The 19,931-nt window shown below is 59.9% G+C and carries 21 protein-coding genes and 1 pseudogene; 14 read left to right on the top strand and 8 right to left on the bottom strand.

Annotation, left to right across the window (positions count from 1 at the left end):
* Positions 1–5 precede the first annotated feature (5 nt).
* The 5 genes and pseudogenes from AC6I8P_RS22210 to AC6I8P_RS22190 all read left to right on the top strand — a co-directional run bounded on the left by AC6I8P_RS22210 (position 6) and on the right by AC6I8P_RS22190 (position 3,997).
* The gene (locus AC6I8P_RS22210; protein ID WP_481658259.1) at positions 6–974 is read left to right on the top strand and encodes a HesA/MoeB/ThiF family protein; all 969 of its coding nucleotides are present in this window, start codon (positions 6–8) and stop codon (positions 972–974) included.
* Positions 975–1,051: 77 nt separating this feature from the next.
* Positions 1,052–1,687 (top strand): annotated as a pseudogene (locus AC6I8P_RS22205) (ABC transporter ATP-binding protein); the annotation flags it as partial.
* A complete protein-coding gene (locus AC6I8P_RS22200; RefSeq protein WP_058776076.1) occupies positions 1,671–2,405 on the top strand; it encodes an ABC transporter permease in 735 nt (244 codons plus the stop codon). The pseudogene AC6I8P_RS22205 and the gene AC6I8P_RS22200, both read left to right, overlap by 17 nt.
* Before the next feature lie 9 nt (positions 2,406–2,414).
* On the top strand, positions 2,415–3,344 hold the full coding sequence (locus AC6I8P_RS22195; protein ID WP_059009262.1) for an ABC transporter substrate-binding protein: 930 nt from the start codon (positions 2,415–2,417) through the stop codon (positions 3,342–3,344).
* A gap of 185 nt (positions 3,345–3,529) precedes the next feature.
* The gene (locus AC6I8P_RS22190) at positions 3,530–3,997 is read left to right on the top strand and encodes a hypothetical protein (RefSeq protein ID WP_058759022.1); all 468 of its coding nucleotides are present in this window, start codon (positions 3,530–3,532) and stop codon (positions 3,995–3,997) included.
* Positions 3,998–4,074: 77 nt separating this feature from the next.
* On the opposite strand, the gene AC6I8P_RS22185 is transcribed toward AC6I8P_RS22190, so the two are convergent.
* From AC6I8P_RS22185 to AC6I8P_RS22175, 3 genes are all read right to left on the bottom strand, one after another.
* A complete protein-coding gene (locus AC6I8P_RS22185) occupies positions 4,075–4,374 on the bottom strand; it encodes a helix-turn-helix domain-containing protein (RefSeq protein WP_421039576.1) in 300 nt (99 codons plus the stop codon).
* Positions 4,358–4,729 carry a type II toxin-antitoxin system RelE/ParE family toxin gene (locus AC6I8P_RS22180; protein WP_459747731.1) on the bottom strand — a complete coding sequence of 124 codons (372 nt, stop codon included), beginning with the start codon at positions 4,727–4,729 and terminating at the stop codon, positions 4,358–4,360. The genes AC6I8P_RS22185 and AC6I8P_RS22180 overlap by 17 nt, the downstream gene beginning before the upstream one ends.
* 500 nt (positions 4,730–5,229) lie before the next feature.
* Positions 5,230–6,147, bottom strand: a complete 918-nt coding sequence (locus tag AC6I8P_RS22175; protein WP_498031239.1) for a LysR family transcriptional regulator — start codon at positions 6,145–6,147, stop codon at positions 5,230–5,232.
* 136 nt (positions 6,148–6,283) lie between these two features.
* Here AC6I8P_RS22175 and AC6I8P_RS22170 point away from each other — a divergent pair, with 136 nt between their 5' ends.
* Both AC6I8P_RS22170 and nfsB read left to right on the top strand, forming a co-directional pair.
* Positions 6,284–7,285 (top strand): zinc-binding alcohol dehydrogenase family protein, encoded by a 1,002-nt coding sequence (locus AC6I8P_RS22170; protein ID WP_459747729.1) that lies wholly within the window; start codon positions 6,284–6,286, stop codon positions 7,283–7,285.
* A gap of 104 nt (positions 7,286–7,389) precedes the next feature.
* The gene (gene nfsB / locus AC6I8P_RS22165) at positions 7,390–8,043 is read left to right on the top strand and encodes an oxygen-insensitive NAD(P)H nitroreductase (RefSeq protein WP_058770319.1); all 654 of its coding nucleotides are present in this window, start codon (positions 7,390–7,392) and stop codon (positions 8,041–8,043) included.
* Between the two features lie 35 nt (positions 8,044–8,078).
* On the opposite strand, the gene AC6I8P_RS22160 is transcribed toward nfsB, so the two are convergent.
* Both AC6I8P_RS22160 and AC6I8P_RS22155 read right to left on the bottom strand, forming a co-directional pair.
* The gene (locus tag AC6I8P_RS22160; RefSeq protein ID WP_288444960.1) at positions 8,079–9,458 is read right to left on the bottom strand and encodes a heavy metal sensor histidine kinase; all 1,380 of its coding nucleotides are present in this window, start codon (positions 9,456–9,458) and stop codon (positions 8,079–8,081) included.
* Entirely contained in the window at positions 9,455–10,129 is a 675-nt protein-coding gene (locus tag AC6I8P_RS22155; protein WP_021508934.1) for a heavy metal response regulator transcription factor, read from the bottom strand. Before AC6I8P_RS22155 ends, AC6I8P_RS22160 begins: the two co-directional genes overlap by 4 nt.
* A gap of 267 nt (positions 10,130–10,396) precedes the next feature.
* On the opposite strand from AC6I8P_RS22155, the gene AC6I8P_RS22150 reads away from it, so the two are divergent.
* Together AC6I8P_RS22150 and AC6I8P_RS22145 are read left to right on the top strand one after the other, a co-directional pair.
* Positions 10,397–11,167, top strand: a complete 771-nt coding sequence (locus AC6I8P_RS22150; RefSeq protein WP_021508935.1) for a transporter substrate-binding domain-containing protein — start codon at positions 10,397–10,399, stop codon at positions 11,165–11,167.
* Positions 11,168–11,205: 38 nt separating this feature from the next.
* Positions 11,206–12,288: a DUF2817 domain-containing protein gene (locus AC6I8P_RS22145; RefSeq protein WP_125310237.1), complete on the top strand. Its 1,083-nt coding sequence runs from the start codon at positions 11,206–11,208 to the stop codon at positions 12,286–12,288.
* On the opposite strand, the gene AC6I8P_RS22140 is transcribed toward AC6I8P_RS22145, so the two are convergent.
* Positions 12,273–13,043, bottom strand: a complete 771-nt coding sequence (locus tag AC6I8P_RS22140) for a HalD/BesD family halogenase (RefSeq protein ID WP_088517383.1) — start codon at positions 13,041–13,043, stop codon at positions 12,273–12,275. The genes AC6I8P_RS22145 and AC6I8P_RS22140 overlap by 16 nt on opposite strands.
* Before the next feature lie 97 nt (positions 13,044–13,140).
* Between AC6I8P_RS22140 and AC6I8P_RS22135 the strand changes: the two genes are divergently transcribed.
* The 4 genes from AC6I8P_RS22135 to AC6I8P_RS22120 all read left to right on the top strand — a co-directional run bounded on the left by AC6I8P_RS22135 (position 13,141) and on the right by AC6I8P_RS22120 (position 16,756).
* Positions 13,141–14,040: a LysR substrate-binding domain-containing protein gene (locus AC6I8P_RS22135; RefSeq protein WP_498031238.1), complete on the top strand. Its 900-nt coding sequence runs from the start codon at positions 13,141–13,143 to the stop codon at positions 14,038–14,040.
* A gap of 92 nt (positions 14,041–14,132) precedes the next feature.
* On the top strand, positions 14,133–15,428 hold the full coding sequence (locus AC6I8P_RS22130; RefSeq protein WP_459747722.1) for an SLC13 family permease: 1,296 nt from the start codon (positions 14,133–14,135) through the stop codon (positions 15,426–15,428).
* Positions 15,429–15,455: 27 nt separating this feature from the next.
* A complete protein-coding gene (locus AC6I8P_RS22125; RefSeq protein WP_058781077.1) occupies positions 15,456–16,313 on the top strand; it encodes an AraC family transcriptional regulator in 858 nt (285 codons plus the stop codon).
* Between the two features lie 35 nt (positions 16,314–16,348).
* Positions 16,349–16,756: a DUF2000 family protein gene (locus AC6I8P_RS22120; RefSeq protein WP_498031237.1), complete on the top strand. Its 408-nt coding sequence runs from the start codon at positions 16,349–16,351 to the stop codon at positions 16,754–16,756.
* On the opposite strand, the gene AC6I8P_RS22115 is transcribed toward AC6I8P_RS22120, so the two are convergent.
* Entirely contained in the window at positions 16,731–18,092 is a 1,362-nt protein-coding gene (locus AC6I8P_RS22115; protein ID WP_459747718.1) for an amidase, read from the bottom strand. The two genes, AC6I8P_RS22120 and AC6I8P_RS22115, sit on opposite strands and share 26 nt — an antisense overlap.
* A 3-nt stretch (positions 18,093–18,095) precedes the next feature.
* Positions 18,096–18,917 carry an MBL fold metallo-hydrolase gene (locus AC6I8P_RS22110; RefSeq protein WP_498031236.1) on the bottom strand — a complete coding sequence of 274 codons (822 nt, stop codon included), beginning with the start codon at positions 18,915–18,917 and terminating at the stop codon, positions 18,096–18,098.
* Between the two features lie 79 nt (positions 18,918–18,996).
* Between AC6I8P_RS22110 and AC6I8P_RS22105 the strand changes: the two genes are divergently transcribed.
* Positions 18,997–19,926: a LysR family transcriptional regulator gene (locus AC6I8P_RS22105; protein ID WP_498031235.1), complete on the top strand. Its 930-nt coding sequence runs from the start codon at positions 18,997–18,999 to the stop codon at positions 19,924–19,926.
* Positions 19,927–19,931 lie beyond the last annotated feature (5 nt).

Raw genomic sequence — 19,931 nt, 5'->3', positions numbered from 1 at the left:
GCGCAATGGAACGCTACCAACGCCAGATGATGCTGCCGGAAATTGGCGTCGTCGGGCAGCAGAAACTGGCTCGCGCCCGCGTGCTGGTAGCCGGTGCCGGTGGGCTGGCCGCCACGCTGCTGCCTCAGCTGACGGGCGCGGGCGTCGGTCAGCTGTGTCTGTACGATGATGATCAGGTCGCGCTGCATAACCTGCATCGCCAGACGCTGTTCACCCTGCAGGATGTGGGTCGCAGCAAAGCTGTGGCGGCGCAGCAGGCTTTGCAGCAGCGCAATCCTGAGGTGCAAATCGAAGCGGTGCCCGAGGCGCTGAGCGCCAGCAATATCGCGCAGGCGCTGACGGGGTGCGATCTGGTGATTGATGCCGCCGATAACTTCGCGGTGACTTACCAACTGTCTGATGCCTGTTTCCAGGCAGGCATACCGCTGATCAGCGCCTCGGTGCTGGGTCGTCAGGGCTATGCTGGCGGTTTTTGCGGCGGCGCGCCGAGCTATCGTGCGCTGTTTCCGCAGCTGCCTGCTTCCGCGGCTAACTGTAACACCGCTGGCGTGATGGGCCCGGCCGTGGCGGCGCTGGGGGCGATGCAGGCGCAGATGGCGCTCAGCGTACTGCTCGGCCTGCAACCCTCACCGCTCGGCTGCATGGTTAACTGTGACTTCGTTAACTGGCATTTTCGTTCATTCCGCTTTGATGCGGCACAGGAACCGGCCAAGCCCGGCGTGCCGTTTATCGATGCTCACCTGTTACAGCCCGAAGATTGCATTGTGGAACTGCGCAGCTGTGAAGAGGCGCCCGCCAGCGTGGCCGATCGGGTTGAGCGCGTGCTGCCGCACGAACTGGACGCCTGGCAGCCACCGGCGGATCGCCGCATCGTACTGGTCTGCGCCAGCGGCATCCGGGCAGCGCAGGCGGCCAGCGCGCTGGCGCAGCGCGGCTTTAATCAGCTGGCGATTCTGGCGGCGCGGCGGCCATGACGCAGGACATCCGCTTTGACCAGGTGAGCTTTGCCTGGGGCGAAAAACAGCTGTGCGATCGGCTCAATCTGCAACTGCGTGGCGGTAAAACTACGGTGCTGCTGGGCTGCAGCGGCATTGGTAAAAGTACGCTGCTGCGTCTGGTGGCCGGCTTAGTGCAGCCGCAGCAGGGCAGCCTGAGCGGTATTGCGCAGCACGTGGCATGGATGGGGCAGCAGGATCTGCTCTATCCGTGGCTGACGGTGCTGGAGAATGTGATGCTGACGGCGCGTCTCAGCGGTGCGAAGCCGGACCGCGTGCGGGCGCACCATTTGCTGGCACAGGTGGGACTGGAAGACGAGGCGCAAGCCGCGCCCTCACAGCTCTCGGGTGGCATGCGGCAGCGGGTGGCGCTGGCGCGCACGCTGTATGCGCAGCGCGAGCTGGTGCTGATGGATGAGCCATTCGCCACGCTGGATGTCATGACCAAACACCAGTTGCAAACGCTGACCGCGACGCTGCTGCGTGGCAAAACGGTGCTGCTGGTGACCCACGATCCGCTGGAAGCCTGCCGTATGGCCGATGACATTCTGCTGTTGCACGGCCAGCCGCTGCAGGTGACGCACTGGCCTGTGCCGGCAGGTACGGTGCCGCGCGCGCTCAATGATGCCGGACTGCTGCAGGCGCAGGCCGAACTCTTTTCCCGACTGAATTCCTATGAAAAAGCTGAGTAGTGGTATCTACCTGATCGCGGTGGTGCTGGGCGTGTGGCTGCTGGCGCGCCACAACGGCGTACCGGCATTTCTGCTGCCGGCACCGCAGGCGGTGCTGGAGGCTCTGTGGCAAAAGCGGCAGCTGCTCGCGCATCACGCAATGTTCACGCTGGCGGAAATTGTGCTGGCGCTGCTGCTGGGCGTCGGCGGTGGCGTGGTGCTGGCGGTGCTGATGGCTTCCAGCCCGCTACTGCGTCGGGTGCTGTTTCCGCTGGTGACGGCCAGCCAGACCATCCCGGTATTTGCGCTGGCCCCGCTGCTGGTGCTGTGGCTGGGTTTTGGCATCGCGTCAAAAGTCGTGGTGGCGGCGCTGATTTTGTTTTTCCCGCTGTGCCTGTCGCTGTTCGACGGTTTATGCCGTACGCCTGCCGGCTGGCTGGAGCTGGCGCAAACGCTGTATCCCTCGCGCTGGCGAATTTTCTGGCGCGTGCGCTGGCCGGCTGCGCTGCCGCAGTTTTTCGCCGGCCTGCAAATGGCGGTGGTGCTGGCACCCATTGGGGTGGTGATCGGCGAGTGGGTCGGTGCCAGCGAAGGGTTGGGCTACCTGATGATGCAATCCAACGCGCGGCTGGAAACGGCCACCAGTTTTGCCGCACTGCTGCTGTTAATGAGCCTGGCGCTGCTGCTCTCAGCGGCCGTGGCGCTGGTGCGTAAAAAATTTCTCTGGCAATCATACTAAGGAACTTGAGTGAACAGACTTCTTCGTGCCATCGCTTCGTTACTGCTGCTGGCCACCATCAACGCGCAGGCAGCCGAAAAGGTGCGGCTGCTGCTCGACTGGTTCATTAACCCAAACCACGCGGCGATCTTTGCCGCTCAGTACAGCGGGGCGTTTAAACAGCAGGGGCTGGATGTCGAGATGATCGCACCGGCGGATTCCGCATCAGTGCCGCTGTTACTGGCGGCAGGCAAAGCGGATCTGGCGATTAGCTATCAGCCTCAACTCTATACGCTGGTGGACAAGCAAGTGCCGGTGATCCGGGTTGGTACCCTGATTAACCAGCCGCTGAACACCCTGACAGCCGTATCGGGCGATATCCACAGTATTAAAGACTTCGCCGGTAAATCGATTGGCTATGCGATTCCCGGCGCGGAAGATGTGGCTATCCGCAACATGCTGAAATCGCAGGGCGTCGACGTTAACAGCGTGAAACTGGTAAATCTGAATATGGACGCCGTCTCCGCGCTGCTGACGCATAAAATTGACGGCGCGCTGACCATCTTCCGTAACTACGAGCTGCTGGATTTGCAGGACAAAGGCGCAAAGCCGGTGTCGTTTAAACCGGAAGATTACGGCGTGCCGGCCTACGATGAGTTGATCATTCTGGCCAACAGCAACACAGCGGCAAACGATCCTCGCATCCCGGCATTTCTGCGTGGGCTGGATGCGGGCATCGCCTGGCTGCGCGCTCACCCGCAACAGGCGTGGCAGGCGTTCATTAAGCGTTACCCTGAACTGGATACGCCGCTCAATCATCAGGCCTGGCAGGCGACGCTGCCTTATTTTGCAACGCACAGTGCGGAATTTAATCAGGCGCGTTATCAGGCATTTGGTGAATATATGAAAGCCAACGGGCTAATCACCACCGTGGCGCCGCTGGCGCGCTATTCACTGTAATCCGTCCGCTTGCGCCGTTTTCCCAGGCCGGGAGAACGGCGCGCGTTGACATTGCGTGCGGCCGGGGGACAAACGGAGACCCGCATCCCCGGTTTTCGGAAAATACTGGATTTCTGTGACTGTTATCACTGCGCGGGTAACGCTAAAATAAATACTTCTCATTTAGCAGAAGGTTTTTCGTCACGATGTTTTCGCGTTTCACACTGGCCACGTTAACGGCCACACTCCTGCTCACCGGCTGCGCGCGTCATGCTGCCAGCGACAGCAGCGCTGATGCTGCCGCCGCAGAAGCCCCGGCTACCGCTTCCGCTCCGGTCGAAAACAACGACAGCGCTTCGCCGTTTGCCAGCGGACCGACCGTCATCAATGTCTCCCATCTGGTGACGCGCACCGACGATGGCTCATCCGTGTACGTGACGGTGGATGGGCAGGAAGCCGGACTGCTGCAAAAGGGCGAGAGTAAAGAGCTCCGCGTCCCGGCCGGTAAACACCAGATCGGCGGCTACGTGCAAACACTGTTTGGTTTTGGCAAAGTGACCATTCCTGCGGTCGATGTCACCACAGACACCAATGGCCCGAAAAACGTGGTCTATTCCGTTACGCGGCAAAAACCGCAGTTCAGCGAAAGCGCTGCCACGCCAAACAACTCCTGATTGACTGTGGTGTGGGCCAGATGTCGGCACCGTTGACCTCAGACTGGGGCAGGGCGTAATGCGCTCTGCCTGAACGGTCAGATAATTAAGTCGACATGCTGGCCACCCGGCATCTTTACACCCAGCGTCAGCTCTCCACCCAGCGCCTCAATGTAGCGCTTCAGCGTGGAAATTTTTAACTCTGCACCACGCGCTTCCATCGCCGCCACAGATGACTGGGCAATGTGCATGGCCTGCGCTTGCTGACGCTGAGTCCGCTGCATCTGCTCACGTAATTGATAAAGCTGGTATTCCAGACGCATCTGGCTGACGCGTTCATCGGCCTGATGCTGCTGTTCGGGCGTCAGCGCCGCCAGCATCTCATCCAAGGTTTTCATTATGAGTTTCCCCGATTGCGTTCAGATGATGATGGTATTCGGTTTCGGCAATGTGAAGCATCTGCTGATAGAAACGCTTCTGATTTTTACCCTGTTTGTTGCCGGCACACAGCACAATCGCATGGCGGCGCGGATCGAAAACAAAAAAGCTGCGGATGGGACGACCTTTACTTTGCACGCGAAGCACTTTCATATTGGGCACCCGCGATAACATCAGGGTATCAACGAAAGGGCGGCCAAGATGCGGACCGTCCTGCGCCAGAAGCTTCAGGGCGGCAAGCACGTCGAGACGCAACGCTTCATCCTGAGCCTGCAACCATTTCCAAAACCGATCTGTTGCTTCAACCTGCCACACGATGCCATCCTTGATAGTCTGTAGTCTATTTTATCGTCTGCAGTCTATCAAGGCTCGCGGATTAAAAAATCCGTGACGGGGAATTTATCTCATCTTTCGAGTCTGGCTCGCAAAAAACAGCGGTAAAGCGCAGCGCAATAAGCCATCAGTGCATCAACGCATACACGACATCAATCGCGTTGATGACCAGGAAGAACAGGATAATGTGGGTGAGGGCATTAACGGACATCGCTTTGGGTTGAGACATCATCAGTCCTGAATAATTAACGTGAATACAGTGAAGTAACATTAAATATTACCTGTTAAGAATAAGATTACTATGCTGTGCCACGGTTATCAGAGGTGCCGGACGGCTGCGTTTTCATGCGCGGGTTCAGAAGGCACAGCATTTCATTTGCTTGCGGCCGCGCGTCCTTAATTTTAAAGATAAATCGCAGAGGCATTCGCCTGATGGCTGGCCCGGATTGTATGGCTAATGGCGTCGAGGCGCAGCGGTGAGATTAAATCGCCGGTAAGATTTGCGCCGTCAGAGTGCGTAAATGTTCACGCAGTAATTGATGTAAAGCGCGAATCGCCGGCGAGAATTGTTTGCGATGCGGGCAGATTAAATGCAGCGGCGTGCTTTCGCCTGGCAGCTGCGGCAGCACCCGTTCCAGCCGGCCGTGTCTGATATCGTCGCAGACATCAAGCCAGGATTTATAAGCAATCCCCATCCCGGCAATCGCCCAGCGGCGCGCCACTTCAGCGTCGTCACACAGCAGCCGGCTTTTCACCGTGATTTGCCGCCGCATCCCTTCCTGCGGAAAGGTCCATTTATCATACACGTGGCCGCCCATGACAAACGGCAGACAGTGATGCTGTGCCAGATCCTCCAGTGTTTCCGGACGGCCATGTCGATCGAGATAATCGGGTGCGGCGACCATTACGCGGCGGTTCTCTTCCGCCAGCGGTAGCGCGACATAGCTGCTGTCCTCCAGCTTACCGTAGCGAATGGCGATATCCACCGGATCGCGGAACACGTCACTCACCTGATCGGAAAACGAGAGACGCAGCCCGAGCGCCGGATGCGCCCGGCAAAAGTCTGTCAGCAGCGGCAGAATAATATGGCGGCCGATGTCAGATGGCAGAGCGATTTTCAGCTCGCCGCTCAGGGCATCGTCGTGGCTTTGCAGGCTTTCCGCACCGGCGTGCATTAGCGCCAGCATCTCCTGCGCGAACGGCAGATACTTTTCGCCTTCCGCCGTTAAGCGCAGGCTGCGCGTCGATCGCGCAAACAGGCGGCGATCGAGATCGCGCTCCAGCCGCTGAATGGCGGCGCTGACCTGACCGGGCAGCAGGTTGGCTTCGCGCGCTGCGCGGGAAAAGCTGCCCAGCGCGGCAGAGCGCACAAACAGGGTGACATCTTCTAAACGAATCATCGACGTTCTCGCCATTATCGGGATTTTCACTCTACGAGTGAAAGTGTTGTCCTGCAACAGGCATTTTTCCCGGCGCGATGTCTGGCTATGCTGCTGTCAACACCCTGAAAATATTCACTCACCTGGAGCCTGTTGCATGAAAGCGATTGTTTATAGCCAAAACGGTTTACCGATTTCAGATGAAAATGCGTTGTATGAACTGGACGTGGCAAAACCGCACCCAGGCGCACGCGATCTGCTGGTAAAAATCAGCGCGATTGCGGTCAACCCGGTTGATACCAAAGTGCGTGCTGGCGCCCCGACAGACACGCCGCGCATTCTCGGCTGGGATGCGGTGGGCGTGGTCGAGGCGGTGGGCAGCGATGTCACGCTGTTTCAGCCCGGCGATGAAGTTTACTACGCTGGCGACATCACACGCGCTGGCAGCTATGCCGAGTACGGACTGGTGGATGAACGCATCGCCGGACTCAAGCCGCGCACGCTGAGCGACGCCGATGCCGCCGCGCTGCCGCTGACGTCTCTTACCGCGTGGGAACTGCTGTTTGATCGCCTGGAAATTGATGCTGCCGACGAAGGCACATTGCTGATCATCGGCGCGGGCGGCGGCGTGGGTTCGATGCTGACGCAGCTGGCGCGCAAACTGACCCGACTGACGGTCATTGGTACCGCCTCTCGCCCGGAAACTGCCGACTGGGTGCGCTCGCTGGGTGCCCATCATGTTATCGATCATCAGCGTCCGCTGGGTGAGCAGCTGGCAGCGATTGGCCATAAAGAGGTGCGCTACGTGGCCTCACTGACCCATACCGACAGCTACTATCCGCAGTTGATCGATGTGCTGGCTCCGCAGGGCAAACTGGCGCTGATTGACGATCCGGAAACCCTGGATGCGGTGCCGCTGAAGCGCAAAGCCATCTCGCTGCACTGGGAACTGATGTTTACCCGCTCGCTGTTCCATACCGCCGATATGCAGCGCCAGCATCAGATTCTGCAGCAGGTGAGTCAGCTGATTGACGATCAAACCCTGCAGACCACCGCTGGCGAGCATCACGGCAGCATCAGCGCGGCCAACCTGCGTAAAGCGCATGCGTTGATTGAGAGCGGTCGCGCACGCGGCAAGATTGTCCTCAGCGGCTTTTAAGTCATTAAAACACGTAAGGTTAACCGTCCGTCAGCCCGGGCGGTTATGGTAGCGACTTTGCTATTTATCTGCGCTCCGGCGCAATCTTCAATCAGGAGACTCTCATGACCCTTAATGATGCGGTTGCCCGCCGTCACACCGTAAAAGCTTTCTCTGCGGGCAAAACGCTGCCGCAGCAGGAGATCGACACGCTGCTTAACCTGCTGCGCAACAGCCCGTCATCGGTTAACTCGCAGCCGTGGCACTTTGTTGTCGCGTCGACTGCGGAAGGGCGGGAAAAGATGGCGCAATCCACCAGTGGCGCGTTCATTTACAACAATCCTAAAGTGCTGAACGCCTCACACGTGATTGCGCTGTGCATGCGCACCGATCTGGATGAAGCGCACCTGCAAAACGTGCTGGCGCAGGAAGAGAAAGACGGGCGTTTTGCCAAACCCGAAGCCAAAGCCGGGCAGGATAAGAGCCGCCGCAGCTACGTGGATATGCACCGTTATGAGCTGCGCGACGTGCCGCAGTGGATGGAGAAACAGGTCTATCTGGCGCTGGGCGGACTGTTACTGGGCGCCGCGATGCTCGGCATTGATGCCACCCCGATGGAAGGCTTTGATGCGCGCGCACTTGACCAGGCGCTGGGCCTGCGTGAACAGGGCTTTACCAGCGTGGTGCTGGTTTCGCTTGGCTATCGCAGTGAGGAAGATTTCAACGCCACGCTGCCGAAATCGCGACTGCCGCAGGACGAAATTTTCACCTTTATCTAAAGAGCTTAACCAGGTGCGTGTCTGCGCACCTGCGCTTAACGTGGGAACCGCAGGCAGAAGCGGGTAATGCCGTGTTCGCTGCTCACCGTGCAACTGCCCTGATGCAGTTGCATGATCCCGCGCACGATTGACAGACCCAGTCCGCTGCCGCCCTGCTGGCGTGACGCATCGGCGCGCCAGAAGCGGTCAAACAGGCGTGCCTGCTGCGCCTGACTTAGCGTCGGTCCCTGATTCTCCACCACCAAAAGCACGGCGTCTGGCTGCGGAATGCTGGAGACGTGAATGGTGCCGTCGCGCGTGCCGTAATGCAGCGCGTTAGCGATCAGATTCGCCAGCGCGCGCTGTAACAACTGTGGATCGGCGTGCAACTCGCCGTGAAGCGAGATGACAAGCTGCATGCCATGCTCTTCTGCCATACCCTCAAAATAGTCACTCAACCGCTCACCCAGCGGTGTCAGATCGATGCGTTGCCTGTCCAGCGCCTGGCTGGCGTCTGCGGCTTTGGCGAGAAACAGCATGTTATCAATCATCTTCGCCAGCCGCTCCAGCTCCGCATAATTGGAACCCAGCAGCGTTTGATACTCGCTGACGCTGCGCGGCTGGTTCAGTGCCACTTCCGTCTGACCAAGCAGCGTGCCAATCGGCGTGCGCAGATCATGTGCCATGTCCGCTGAGACCTGGCTAAGTTGCTGATAACCCTGCTCCAGCCGGCTCAGCATCTGATTGAGCGCCGCCAGCAGCGGTTGCAGCTCGCCTGGCGCGCTGGTCAGTTCAATGCGATGCGACAGCCGCCGCACGTCGATCACCCCGGCTTCCGCTGCCAGCCGGCGCAGCGGCGTCAGGCCGCGGCGCACCAGCAGCACACTGATCGCGGCGACCAGCAACGCCGCCAGCGCGGTGCACAGGATAATCTGGTGGCGATAGCCGGTGAGGGTTTGCGTGCGGTCGCTCATCAGGCGACCGGTGATGATTTCGATCTGGCCACTGCCATCGCGCGTTGGCGTTAACGCGGCGGCGGCAATAAACGGCGTGCCGTCCGCCGCCTGCTGATGGTGGACCGATTGCAGGGTTAACGGCTGATCGGCGGCGACCGGCGTAATGGCTGGCACCGGACGCCCGCCGGGATTGATCACGATCAGCGGCGGCTGGCCGGGAAAGCGCAGCACCAGCAACGATTCGGTATTGCCCAGCATGTTGGCGAACAGCCGCGGCTTTTGCTGAATCAGCGTCAGCGCATCTTCATCGCGCAGCAGCGTGCGCATTTGATCGATGCGCGTCAGCAGGGCTGCGTCATCGCGCACGCCGATCTGCTTTGCCAGTGCGTGATACAGCGCCATGCCGCTGAGTGTAAAAATGACCACCACCGTAGCACTGAGCAGTAGCGAAAGGCGGACGGCGAGCGAGCGGGGTTTCATGTTTCAGCTTCGCAGCGATAACCGACACCGTGCACGGTATGAATTAGTGGTCGGGTAAAAGGGCCGTCAATTTTCTGCCGCAGCCGTTTTACCGCCACATCCACTACGTTGGTGTCGCTGTCAAAATTCATATCCCAGACGCGCGACGCAATCACCGTGCGTGTCAGTACCTCGCCGGGATGCAGCAGAAACAGATGCAGCAGATTGAACTCTTTGTTGGTCAGGTCGATGCGCTGTCCGGCGCGCTCGACCCGGCGACGGGCAATATCCAGCTGCAGATCGGCCAGCGTCAGGATGTCGGGCAGCTTTTGCTGGCTACCGCGCCGCAATTGGGTGCGCACGCGCGCCAGCAGTTCGGCGAAGGAGAAGGGTTTGACCAGATAGTCATCGGCACCCAGTTCCAGCCCTTTGATGCGATCTTCCACCGTGCCTTTGGCAGTCAGGAAAATCACCGGCGTTTGTAATTGCTTATCCAGCTGCGCCATCACCTCCCAGCCATTGATGCCGGGCATCATCACATCCAGCAGAATCAGATCGTAATGGTGCTCCTGCGCATAAAACAGGCCATCCTGACCGTTTTCCGCCACGTCGACGATAAAACCGGCCTCGGTCAATCCTTTGCGCATGTAATCACGCGCCCCGGCTTCATCTTCTATCACCAATATTTTCATGCGATCTCCCGGCAGTGGCGGCCGCTTGCTGATGGCGGGCAGTATAACGCGGGTTAGCATAGAAAACCGAGGCTGACAGCGGCATGAGCCCCTGATGACAAAATCATGACAGAGCGTTAAGTAAAACTTAATGGCGCGACAAATTTCGCTAACCCATTAACATATATAAGAATTTGCTCTGCATTTTTGCGCGCTTTCGATGGTGGCGTCAGCGGCATCGTGTTATTACAAGGTTAAAACCTGTGAGATAGCCTGCCGGAGAGCATCATGAAAAAGCGTTGGTCTTTTGCCTTACTGTTGTCACTCAGCGCCCTCAGCCAACTGGCTGCGGCGCAGCAGACGCTGCGTTTTGGCGTCGATCCCACTTTTCCACCGTTCGAATCCAAAGCCAGCGATGGCTCGCTGCAGGGTTTTGATATTGATCTGGGCAATGCCATTTGTGCGCAGGCCAAAGTGAAATGTCAGTGGGTGCAGATTGGCTTTGACGGCAGCATTCCGGCGCTGCAGGCGAAGAAATTTGACGCCATTCTGTCGGCGATGTCGATGACGGAGAAGCGCCGCGAGCAGGTGGCGTTCAGCGATATGCTATACATCACGCCCAGCGCGCTGCTGACGCCTGCCAACAGCACGCTGACGGCGGATATCAGCACGCTGCGCGGGAAGAATATCGGCGTCGCGCAGGGCACCATCCAGGAAACCTACGCCAAAACGAAGTGGGCACCGCAGGGCGTCAACGTGGTCTCGTATCCGAATCAGATGGAGATCTATCCGGATCTGGTAGCGGGTCGACTCGATGCCAGCCTGGCGAATGCGGTTTCGGCCGAGCAGGGCTTTCTCAACACGCCGGAAGGCAAGGGTTATGTCAATAAAGCCACGCTGGTGGATAAAGCATTATTGGGGAACGGCGTAGGTATCGGGCTGCGTAAAGGCGATACGGCCAATCTTACTTTAATCAACAATGCGCTGGCTGCGCTGCACAGCAACGGCACTTACGACCGGCTGGCGCAGAAGTACTTTAAAGTTAAGGTTTATCCCTAATCGCAGGGCGATTTGCCTTCATTACGCACAGAAAAATCATGTCTTTACTCCCTGATTATACCCAGCAGCGGGCGCGATTCCTGGCCGCCGTCACGCGCCAGCACGGCGCGCTGACTGCCTATCGCCATCCGCTGACCGCGCCCGACGGGGCCGCGCTGTACACCGACGTTGCGGTGATCGGCGATCCGGCGGCTCCCAAACGCATGCTGATTCTCTCCGGCACACATGGTGTGGAGGGCTATTACGGTTCAGACAGCCAGATCGCCTGGCTTGATAGCTTCGATGTCGCCGCGTTACCGCCCGACTGCGCCCTTGTGCTGGTCCATCTGCTGAATCCATGGGGCGCTGCGCATCTGCGGCGCGTCAATGAAGACAATATCGATCTCAACCGGAATTTCATCGATTTCAGCCAGCCCGCACCCGCTAATCCGCACTATGCGCTATGGCACGATCTGTACCACGGCGACCGCGCACATGCCGATCGGCTGCTGGCGGAGACACTGCAGCAGTCAGGCTGGCCGGCGCTAAAACGGGTAGTGGAAGCGGGACAATATCAGGCAGCAGATGGCCTGTTTTATGGCGGGCAGCAGCCGGCCTGGTCGCACCGCACGCTGCACTCCATCGTCGAACAGCATCTGCGTCAGGCGCAGGTCATCCTGAGTTTCGACCTGCACACCGGTGCCGGCGCGTGGGGCCATCCGATGCTGCTGGCGATTGCTGAACAGCGCTATCCGGCGCATGACTGGGGCAAGTCGTTATACGATGAGTGGCTGACGCTGCTGTTTACCGGCGCCGGGCGCGACAGCGACACCGGGGTGACTGCCACGGCAACGGGCTATGTCTCGCAGTTTCTGCTGACGTCGCTGCCTGACACGCAGCTGCTGCCATTGGTGGTGGAGTGCGGCACTTATCCGGGTGAGGAGATGCACCGCCGGGTGCGCGACGATCACTGGCTGCATCTGCAGGGCGATCCGGCAAGCCACGCCGGACGCGCGCTGAAGCAGCAGCTGGTGGAGGGGTTCTGGCCCGCCGATGAAGACTGGCGCGCCTTAACTGCGTTTCGTACCCGGCAGATTTTCCTGCGCGGCTGGCGCGCGCTGGTGGCTTACAACCGGCCGTAAAAGGTCATGCGCGCGGTTTCGGACAGCGCGATACCGGGCTGAGTGTTGTAGGCCAGCACCGCCAGCATACGCGTGACATCGCCTTCGGTGGGCGTCACGCGGTGCAGCGAATTACGCCCGCGAAACAGCACCAGGTCACCGGCATCAATCTCCAGCGCCTCGACCGGCTGGCGCTGATCGAGCACGGCGGCGACGCCGTCGTAATTCATCTCGCCGGCATCGGCATCGCGCAAATCTTTCACATACTCAAATACACCGCCGCCGCGCGGTTTTTGCACCAGCAGCGTGATGGCGAAAGAGGAGTTGTCAAAATGCCAGCCGAGTTCCTGGCCGTCAGGCGCGTAATGCAGATTGATGGACGACAGCGGGTCGGCATACGGATACAGTGCGTCTTCGTCCAGCACATCACACAGAAAGCGTTTAAACAGTTCGTCATTGTACAGCTGACGCAGCGGCGATTCCGCTGCAATCACATCGTCGGTAATGCAGCCTTTGGTGCTGATTACGTCACGATTGCGCGGATGATCGGCACGGTACGCCTCGTCCGGCTTCAGCAGATAGACGTTGTGCTTGCTGACGGTGTGGTAAGCCAGATGGCGCTGGGCCAGCCCGTCAGCCACGATCGCCTGCAGCGCCGCCGGTTGCAAAAACTGACGCAGCACCAGCGCGCCGTGTTGCTCCAGCTGCTGGCGACAGTGCCGACGCCAGTCGGCGTCGGCCAGTGGGTGCAAATCAAATCGAATCAAAGCAGACATCGCGGTGGTTCTCTGAGTTGGCAGGAGTAGAGACTGTAACGGCCTGATATGTTGATGCCTAACGATAAATATTTAACGCCTTGCTAAGGAAACCTTAATGCCTGCACCCGTGTCGCGTTTGCCGAAAATCAGCGTGATTCAGTCGTTCAAAGTGGCGGCGGAACTTGGTAGCCTGGCGAAAGCCGCCGCACAGCTGGCGCTGACGCCGGCTGCCGTCAGCCAGCAAATTCGTCAGCTGGAAGCGCAGCTGGGCAGCGCACTGTTTGTGCGTACCCAGAGCGGCGTGATGCTGACGGAAACCGGCAAAGAGTATCTGCGCTACGTTAGTGAAGCGTTCGACATTCTGCATCTGGGGCAGCAAAATTTGCGCCATGCGGCCAGCATGCCAAAGCTGACGCTCTATTCATTGCCGGCGCTGGCATCGAAATGGCTGCTGCCGAATATCACCGCCTGGCGGGCTCACTGTCCGGGCTGCGATCTCAGCCTGCACGGCACTCATGCGCCGGTGGATTTCAGCGCCACACCGGCAGATTTTGTCATCTGCTTTGGTGAGGATCGCTACCCGCAACTCGACAAGCAACGGCTGTTCTGTGACGAGGTGCTGCCGGTCGCCAGTCCGGCGCTGATACAGCGTTACCCGGGCGAATCGTTGCTCAGCCAGGCGCCGTTGATCCATCTGGACTGGGGCAATGAGGGACGCTTTCTGCCCGACTGGCGCAGCTGGTTTCAGGCCAAAGGCAGTATGGAGCCGGCGGCCCAGCCAGCATTCAGTTTTAATCTCACTTCACTGGCGATCGACGCGGCGGTAGCAGGGGCCGGTGTGCTGCTGGGGCAGCGTCGCCTGATTGCCGGCGAACTGGCGCGCGGCGCGCTACAGGTGGTGGATCCGCTCAGCCTGCCGCTGAGCAAACCCTATTTCCTCGCCTGGCCACAGCGTTCCCGCAGTCAGCCCGGCAGCGAGGCGCTGATTAAGTGGCTGACGCAGCTGGCGAGTTAACAAACTGTTAACTGCCGCAGCGTTCTGCGACAGGGATTGCCCTATGCTGATGCGCTTTGTGCGCAGTTGCGAAGAAAGGGAGTTCAGGCACGATGATTGATACCTCATTCTGGCTGACCACGCTGGTGGTCAGCATCACAATTTTGCTGTGGGCGCTGGCGCGGTTGCCGGAATATCTTACCGCGCTGCTGTTTTTTGCGGCGGCGATGCTGCTGTCGATAGCGCCAGCCAGCAGCGTGTTCAGCGGTTTTGCCTCCTCAGCCTTCTGGCTGGTGCTGAGCGGTTTTGTGCTGGGCGCGGCGATCCGCAAAGTGGGCCTTGCCCAACGCTGGGCCAACTGGCTGGTGGTGCCGTTCAGCCAGAGCTGGCCGCGGATGGTGGCGGGCACGGTGCTGCTGAGTTATCTGCTGGCGCTGGTGATGCCGTCGAACATGGGACGTATCGCGCTGCTGATGCCGGTGGTGCTGGCGCTGGGCGAGCGGGCCGGTATCCGGCCGGGCAGTCGCGGCAGCATTGGGCTGGCGCTGGCGGTGGGCTTCGGCACCTTTCAACTCTCTGCCAGTATTCTGCCCGCCAACGTACCAAACCTGGTGCTGAGCGGCGCGGCGGAAAGCGCGTACCAGCTGCATTTGCAATGGCTGCCGTGGTGGCTGCTGCACATGCCGGTGGTGGGGCTGGGCAAAGGTATTCTGCTGGTTGCCTGCATTACGATGCTGTTCCGCGCTCAGCCGCAGCCGGTGGCAACGCGGGAAGCATTGCCGGCGCTCAGCGGGCGCGAATGGCGGCTGATTGCCCTACTGGCCGTCACGTTACTGCTGTGGATGACCGACAGCCTGCACGGCTTATCCGCTGCGTGGGTCGGGCTGGCCGCGGCGTGTCTGTGTTTGTTACCGCGTGTGGGCTTTCTTTCGGGCGACGATTTTGCCAGCGGCGTCAATTTCCGCACCTGCATCTATATCGCCGGCATTCTCGGCGTCGCCACGGTGGTGGTGGACTCTGGCCTGGGGCGGCTCATCGCCAATGCACTGCTTCACCTGCTGCCGCTGCATGACTCGCCGTCATTCAGTAATTTTGCCGTGCTCAATGCGCTGGTGACGCTGCTGAATTTTGTGCTCACCGCCAACGGCGTGCCGGCGATGGTTACGCCGATGGCGCAGGAGCTGGCTGCCGCTTCAGGCTTTCCGCTACTGAGCGTGGTGATGTTGCAGGTTTTTGCCTACGCCACCCCGCTGCTGCCATATCAGGCGTCGCCCATCGTGGTGGCAATGGGGCTGGGGAATGTGCCTGCCAGAGCCGGTTTGCAGCTGTGCCTGCTGGTGTTTGTGCTGAGCGCGCTGCTGCTGTTACCGCTGGATTATCTGTGGTTCCGGCTGCTAGGCTATGCCTGATACGCCGTCAGAGGTCACGAATTCGCTATGTCAGCTACTAACGATTGGGTAGATTTCCGTCGCGATGAGGAGACGGGCATCGAAAGTGTTAACGCGCACTTCTGCGGCCACGCTTACGATCCGCATGACCACGACGAATTGCTGGTCGGCGTGACGCAGCAGGGGCTGCAGCGCTTTAACTGTCACCGCGCGCTACACACCAGCACGCCGGGCCGCGCTATTCTGATTGAGCCGGGCGCGGTACACGATGGTCACGCGCCTGATGCCGCCGGTTTCACCTATGTGATGCTTTATCTGCCGCAACCCTGGGTGGCGGAGATGATGCAGCGCCGCGGGCTGGGCGATGTGGCGAATATTCAGGGGGCATTTCGCTCCACGCTCACCGATGATGCGCAGCTGGCCTCTGCGATTCAGCAGGCATGGTTTGCGGTGCATCAGCGGGAAGGGCGGCTGGCGCGCGATCAGAGCCTGGATCATCTGCTCACGCTGCTGTCCCGGCATCTGGAAAATAAACCCGGCGTGCAGCTCAGTGACGCCCAGCGGCAGATGCATCTGCTGCGTGATTATCTGCACGATTTTATGGCGCAGGATATCGGGCTGGACGATCTGTCGCGCTTGTCCGGCATCGATCGTTTCCGCCTGACGCGCCAGTTTAAGCAGACGTTTGGCCAGTCGCCGCACGCTTATCTGGTACGGCTGCGGCTGCGTAGCGCGCGTGCGCTGCTGGCACAGGGCGTTGAGCCAGTGCAGGTCGCAGCGCAGGTGGGCTTTGCCGACCAAAGCCACCTTGGCCGCTGGTTCCAGCGCGCTTATCGTCTGACACCCGCCGCCTATCAGCGCCAGTGCACAAACGTTCTATACCGCTCTCTGCCGGCTATCCGATGATAGGATTTTTAATCCTCACCGGAGAGTTCTGACAGATGTTTGATACCAAAATTGCCCTAATCGTACGTGATGATTTAGCCACCTGGCAGCACCTGAATGTGGTGGCTTTTCTGGCGACCGGCATTGCGGCGGCCGCGCCGGAGATGATGGGTGAACCCTACGTCGACGCGCTCGGTCGTCAGTACGGCAACATGGCCGGCCAGCCGATGCTGGTGTTTGCCGCCGATTTAGCCGGCCTGCAACGGGCGCATCGCCAGGGCGTAGAGCGTGAATTAACACTGATTCCTTACGTCGAAGCGATGTTTTCCACCGGCCACGATGCCGCCAACCGTGCGGTGTTTCTGGCCGAGGATGCCGATAATCTCAACCTGGTGGGCATCGCGCTGCGCGGCCCGAAAAAGGCGGTGGATAAAGCCATCAAAGGGCTGGCGCTGCATGGTTGAACGGCGGGTGCGCCTGTTCAATCTGTTCTGCCGCCATTAACAGCACATCTTCCCGGTCGCGCAGCGCCAGAAGCTCCAGGCCGATGGGTAACCCCTTCGTACTCAGGCCGACCGGAATGCTGATTGCCGGTGCGCCGGTGACGGCTGAGATCAGCGCGTTGCTGCCAGGCTGTAACTCGCCATGCTTCACTGGTGGATGGCGGACTACCGGATAAGCGAGCAGGTCGATCTGCTGCTGCTGAAAAAACTGCGCCAGCTGCTGATACAGCCTCTGCTGGCGCAGCTGCACCTCGCGATAGCCGTTACTCTGGATGCCGGGATGCTGCGCGCGGGTTTTGAAGGTGGCCTCCAGCTGGGGATGATAGCGCCCTGAGGCGGCAATCGCCGCCAGCGTGCGCAGCGGTGCCTGCGGTTTATCCGCCAGCCAGGCGGCCAGCGCGTCGGCAAATTCATAGGCAATAATATTGGCTTCGGTCGCCAGCGTCTCCAGCTGCGGCCAGCTCAGCATGCGCGGCTGAAACGGTGCGACAGCGGCCTGCACCGCCTGGTTGATCTCCGTTTCCTCTGCGGCAAATCCTTCCTGCCAGATGCCGATGCGCAACGGCCGGTCGGGACGGGAAAAATGCTGGCCCGTGAGTATTTCACTGATCAGCCGCAAATCAGCCGCGTAGCGCACCAGCGGTCCGGGGATATCCTGGGTAGGCGACAGCGGCACGATGCCAGCGCTGCTCAGTGCACCGCGCGTCATACGTAAGCCGAACAGGCCATTAAACGCGGCCGGAATGCGCACCGAACCGGCGGTATCACTGCCTATCGCCAGCGGCACGAAGCCTGCGGCCACCGCCACGGCTGAACCGCTGCTTGAACCTCCCGGAGAACGGCCTTGCTGCCAGGCATTATGGGTGAAGCCACTCAGCGACGACGCGCCGGTGATGCCTGCTGCCAGTTCATGCATGGTGGTTTTGCCGATGAGGATTGCGCCAGCCTGACGCAGAGCCGTAACCAGCGGTGCATCCTCGCTGGCAATCACATCGCGCAGCAGCGCCGAACCGGCACTGGTCGGCCAGCCTTTGACTTCAATGTTGTCTTTAATCAGCAGCGGAATACCGGCCAGTGGGCCAACTGGCGCATTCTGCTGCCGTGCGGCATCGCTGGCAGCGGCCGCAGCCAGCGCGTCATCGGCAAACAGCCAGCTGATGGCGTTGTAGCGCGGCTGATCCACGTCAGCAATGCGCTGCAGCGCAGACATGGTGAGCTGGCGTGCGCTCACCCGGCGCTGGGCCAGCGCCTGTTGCATATCCCCCAGCGACGCGGTGAGGTAATCAGCGTATTGCATGGTTCAGGCCTCCACAGGAATCCATTGCCGCTCTGGCGAAACCCGGCCGCACGAACTGCCGGCAAAATGTGAGCTGCACCAGAGTGCCTGATGGCGGATGCACCAGTCTATCAGTAACTGACGTGACTTTACGGCGCGTGGTAAATCCTCACAAAAAACTGAGTTCCATTGCGGATGTGCAAACTGAACTGGATGATGCATCACATCACCGCTAAATACCGCATGGGCACCGGCGCTTTGCAGCACAATTGAAGCGTGATCGACGCTGTGGCCTGGCGTCGGCATATAGCGCAGCACACCGGCAAACAACGGGGAGTGCTGCACATCAATGGTTTCCAGCTGTCCGCTCGCCAGCAGCGGCGCAAGGCTGTCGTGATACAGCGCCTGCATCGACGGCGTGCTACGGCACTGTGCCAGTTCACGCGCTGAACAGATGTAACGCGCATGATGAAACATCGGTTGCCAGCGGCCAGCGCGCCAGCAGGTATTCCAGCCGACGTGATCGTTGTGGATATGCGTCATCAGCACCAGCGTCACTTCATCAGGGTCAACGCCCGCTTCGGCCAGACGTTGCGGCCACGCGGTTTGCAGCTGATGAAACAACGGCTTGTTATCGCGGTTACGGCCATTGCCCGTTGCGGTATCAATCACGATGGTGTCGCGAGCGGTGCGCACCACCCAGCTATGGATGGATAGCTCTGCCGGCTGCTGTGCCAGCGTGTCGCTCATCGTCTCGCGGTGTGCCGGAAACAGCGCAGCGAAGGGGAGTGAGCTGGTCTGCTCGATCACTTTATCAATGCTGCATTCACCTATGTGCAGGGTCATATTGCCTCCTAAAGCGTGGTGCCTGTTACTGCAGGTCACTATACTGAGGGCTGTTTCATTATTTAAATCGATTAAAATCATGAAAAGCATCAATGAAAATGATTTCAGCAAAATCGACCTTAACTTATTGATTGTGCTGCTGGTCATTTATGACGTGCGCAGCGTAACTCAGGCGGCAAACCGGCTTTATCTGGGGCAGCCGGCGGTCAGCGCGGCATTAAAAAGACTGCGGGCAATGTTTGACGATGCGCTGTTCGTGCGTTCCTCGCAAGGCATGACGCCCACGCCGCGCGCAGAGCAGCTGGTGCGCCAGATCGCACCGCTGCTGCAGAGCGTCCATCGCGTTATTTTCACTGCCGATCGCTTTGATGCCGCGCACGATAGCCGCAGTTTTACGCTCGGCATGAGCGACTGGCTTGAGCACTGGCTGATGCCCGATTTACTGCTGCAGCTGGCCGCCTCGGCCCCGAATATTGATATCCGGGTGGTGGCTGCCGATCCGTGGCAGGCGATTCCGCTGATGGAGCAGCAGCAGGCTGACGTGGTGGTGACCGTCGGAGAGGAAACCAGCCGCGATCTCACGCGGGAGCACATTGCGCGCGCCGGATTCCGCACGGTATGGCATCGCGGACAAATTGACCTTGCACCACCGCTGACGCTGGCGCAGTTCGTGCAGTATCAGCATGCGCTGGTCTCCTATCGTGGCGTGAGTGAAAGTGCGCTGGACGCCGCGTTAGCCCGCGAGGGACTGACGCGCCGCGTGCGCTATGTCACGCCGCACTTCTCGGTGTTACCGCTAATGTTGCAGCGTCTGCCGCTGTTCGCGACCGTTCCACAGGGACTGGTGCAGGCATGGCAAGAGCGCTATGCGCTGAGTACGGCGGCGGTGCCGATCGGCATGCCGGATTATGCGCTTTCGCTGCTGTGGCATAACGCCCGGGCCGAAGACCCGGCGCACCGCTGGCTGCGCGCCACGCTGCGCCAGCTGATCGAACGCAAGCTGGCGTGAAATGC

Source organism: gamma proteobacterium symbiont of Lampromicra miyakona, from assembly GCF_059730895.1.
Note: the sequence above shows the minus strand (reverse complement) of the source record. Positions and strands in the feature narration are given on the sequence as shown.

Bases quoted from the DNA above. Each gene is read 5' to 3' on its own strand.
- AC6I8P_RS22110 (WP_498031236.1), bottom strand. From the start codon at position 18,917: ATGACCCTGCACATAGGTGAATGCAGCATTGATAAAGTGATCGAGCAG.
- AC6I8P_RS22150 (WP_021508935.1), top strand. From the start codon at position 10,397: ATGAAAAAGCGTTGGTCTTTTGCCTTACTGTTGTCACTCAGCGCCCTC.
- AC6I8P_RS22130 (WP_459747722.1), top strand. From the start codon at position 14,133: ATGATTGATACCTCATTCTGGCTGACCACGCTGGTGGTCAGCATCACA.
- AC6I8P_RS22170 (WP_459747729.1), top strand. From the start codon at position 6,284: ATGAAAGCGATTGTTTATAGCCAAAACGGTTTACCGATTTCAGATGAA.
- AC6I8P_RS22115 (WP_459747718.1), bottom strand. From the start codon at position 18,092: ATGCAATACGCTGATTACCTCACCGCGTCGCTGGGGGATATGCAACAG.
- nfsB (WP_058770319.1), top strand. From the start codon at position 7,390: ATGACCCTTAATGATGCGGTTGCCCGCCGTCACACCGTAAAAGCTTTC.
- AC6I8P_RS22175 (WP_498031239.1), bottom strand. From the start codon at position 6,147: ATGATTCGTTTAGAAGATGTCACCCTGTTTGTGCGCTCTGCCGCGCTG.
- AC6I8P_RS22155 (WP_021508934.1), bottom strand. From the start codon at position 10,129: ATGAAAATATTGGTGATAGAAGATGAAGCCGGGGCGCGTGATTACATG.
- AC6I8P_RS22145 (WP_125310237.1), top strand. From the start codon at position 11,206: ATGTCTTTACTCCCTGATTATACCCAGCAGCGGGCGCGATTCCTGGCC.
- AC6I8P_RS22135 (WP_498031238.1), top strand. From the start codon at position 13,141: ATGCCTGCACCCGTGTCGCGTTTGCCGAAAATCAGCGTGATTCAGTCG.
- AC6I8P_RS22160 (WP_288444960.1), bottom strand. From the start codon at position 9,458: ATGAAACCCCGCTCGCTCGCCGTCCGCCTTTCGCTACTGCTCAGTGCT.
- AC6I8P_RS22210 (WP_481658259.1), top strand. From the start codon at position 6: ATGGAACGCTACCAACGCCAGATGATGCTGCCGGAAATTGGCGTCGTC.
- AC6I8P_RS22200 (WP_058776076.1), top strand. From the start codon at position 1,671: ATGAAAAAGCTGAGTAGTGGTATCTACCTGATCGCGGTGGTGCTGGGC.
- AC6I8P_RS22185 (WP_421039576.1), bottom strand. From the start codon at position 4,374: ATGAAAACCTTGGATGAGATGCTGGCGGCGCTGACGCCCGAACAGCAG.
- AC6I8P_RS22125 (WP_058781077.1), top strand. From the start codon at position 15,456: ATGTCAGCTACTAACGATTGGGTAGATTTCCGTCGCGATGAGGAGACG.
- AC6I8P_RS22120 (WP_498031237.1), top strand. From the start codon at position 16,349: ATGTTTGATACCAAAATTGCCCTAATCGTACGTGATGATTTAGCCACC.
- AC6I8P_RS22105 (WP_498031235.1), top strand. From the start codon at position 18,997: ATGAAAAGCATCAATGAAAATGATTTCAGCAAAATCGACCTTAACTTA.
- AC6I8P_RS22190 (WP_058759022.1), top strand. From the start codon at position 3,530: ATGTTTTCGCGTTTCACACTGGCCACGTTAACGGCCACACTCCTGCTC.
- AC6I8P_RS22140 (WP_088517383.1), bottom strand. From the start codon at position 13,043: ATGTCTGCTTTGATTCGATTTGATTTGCACCCACTGGCCGACGCCGAC.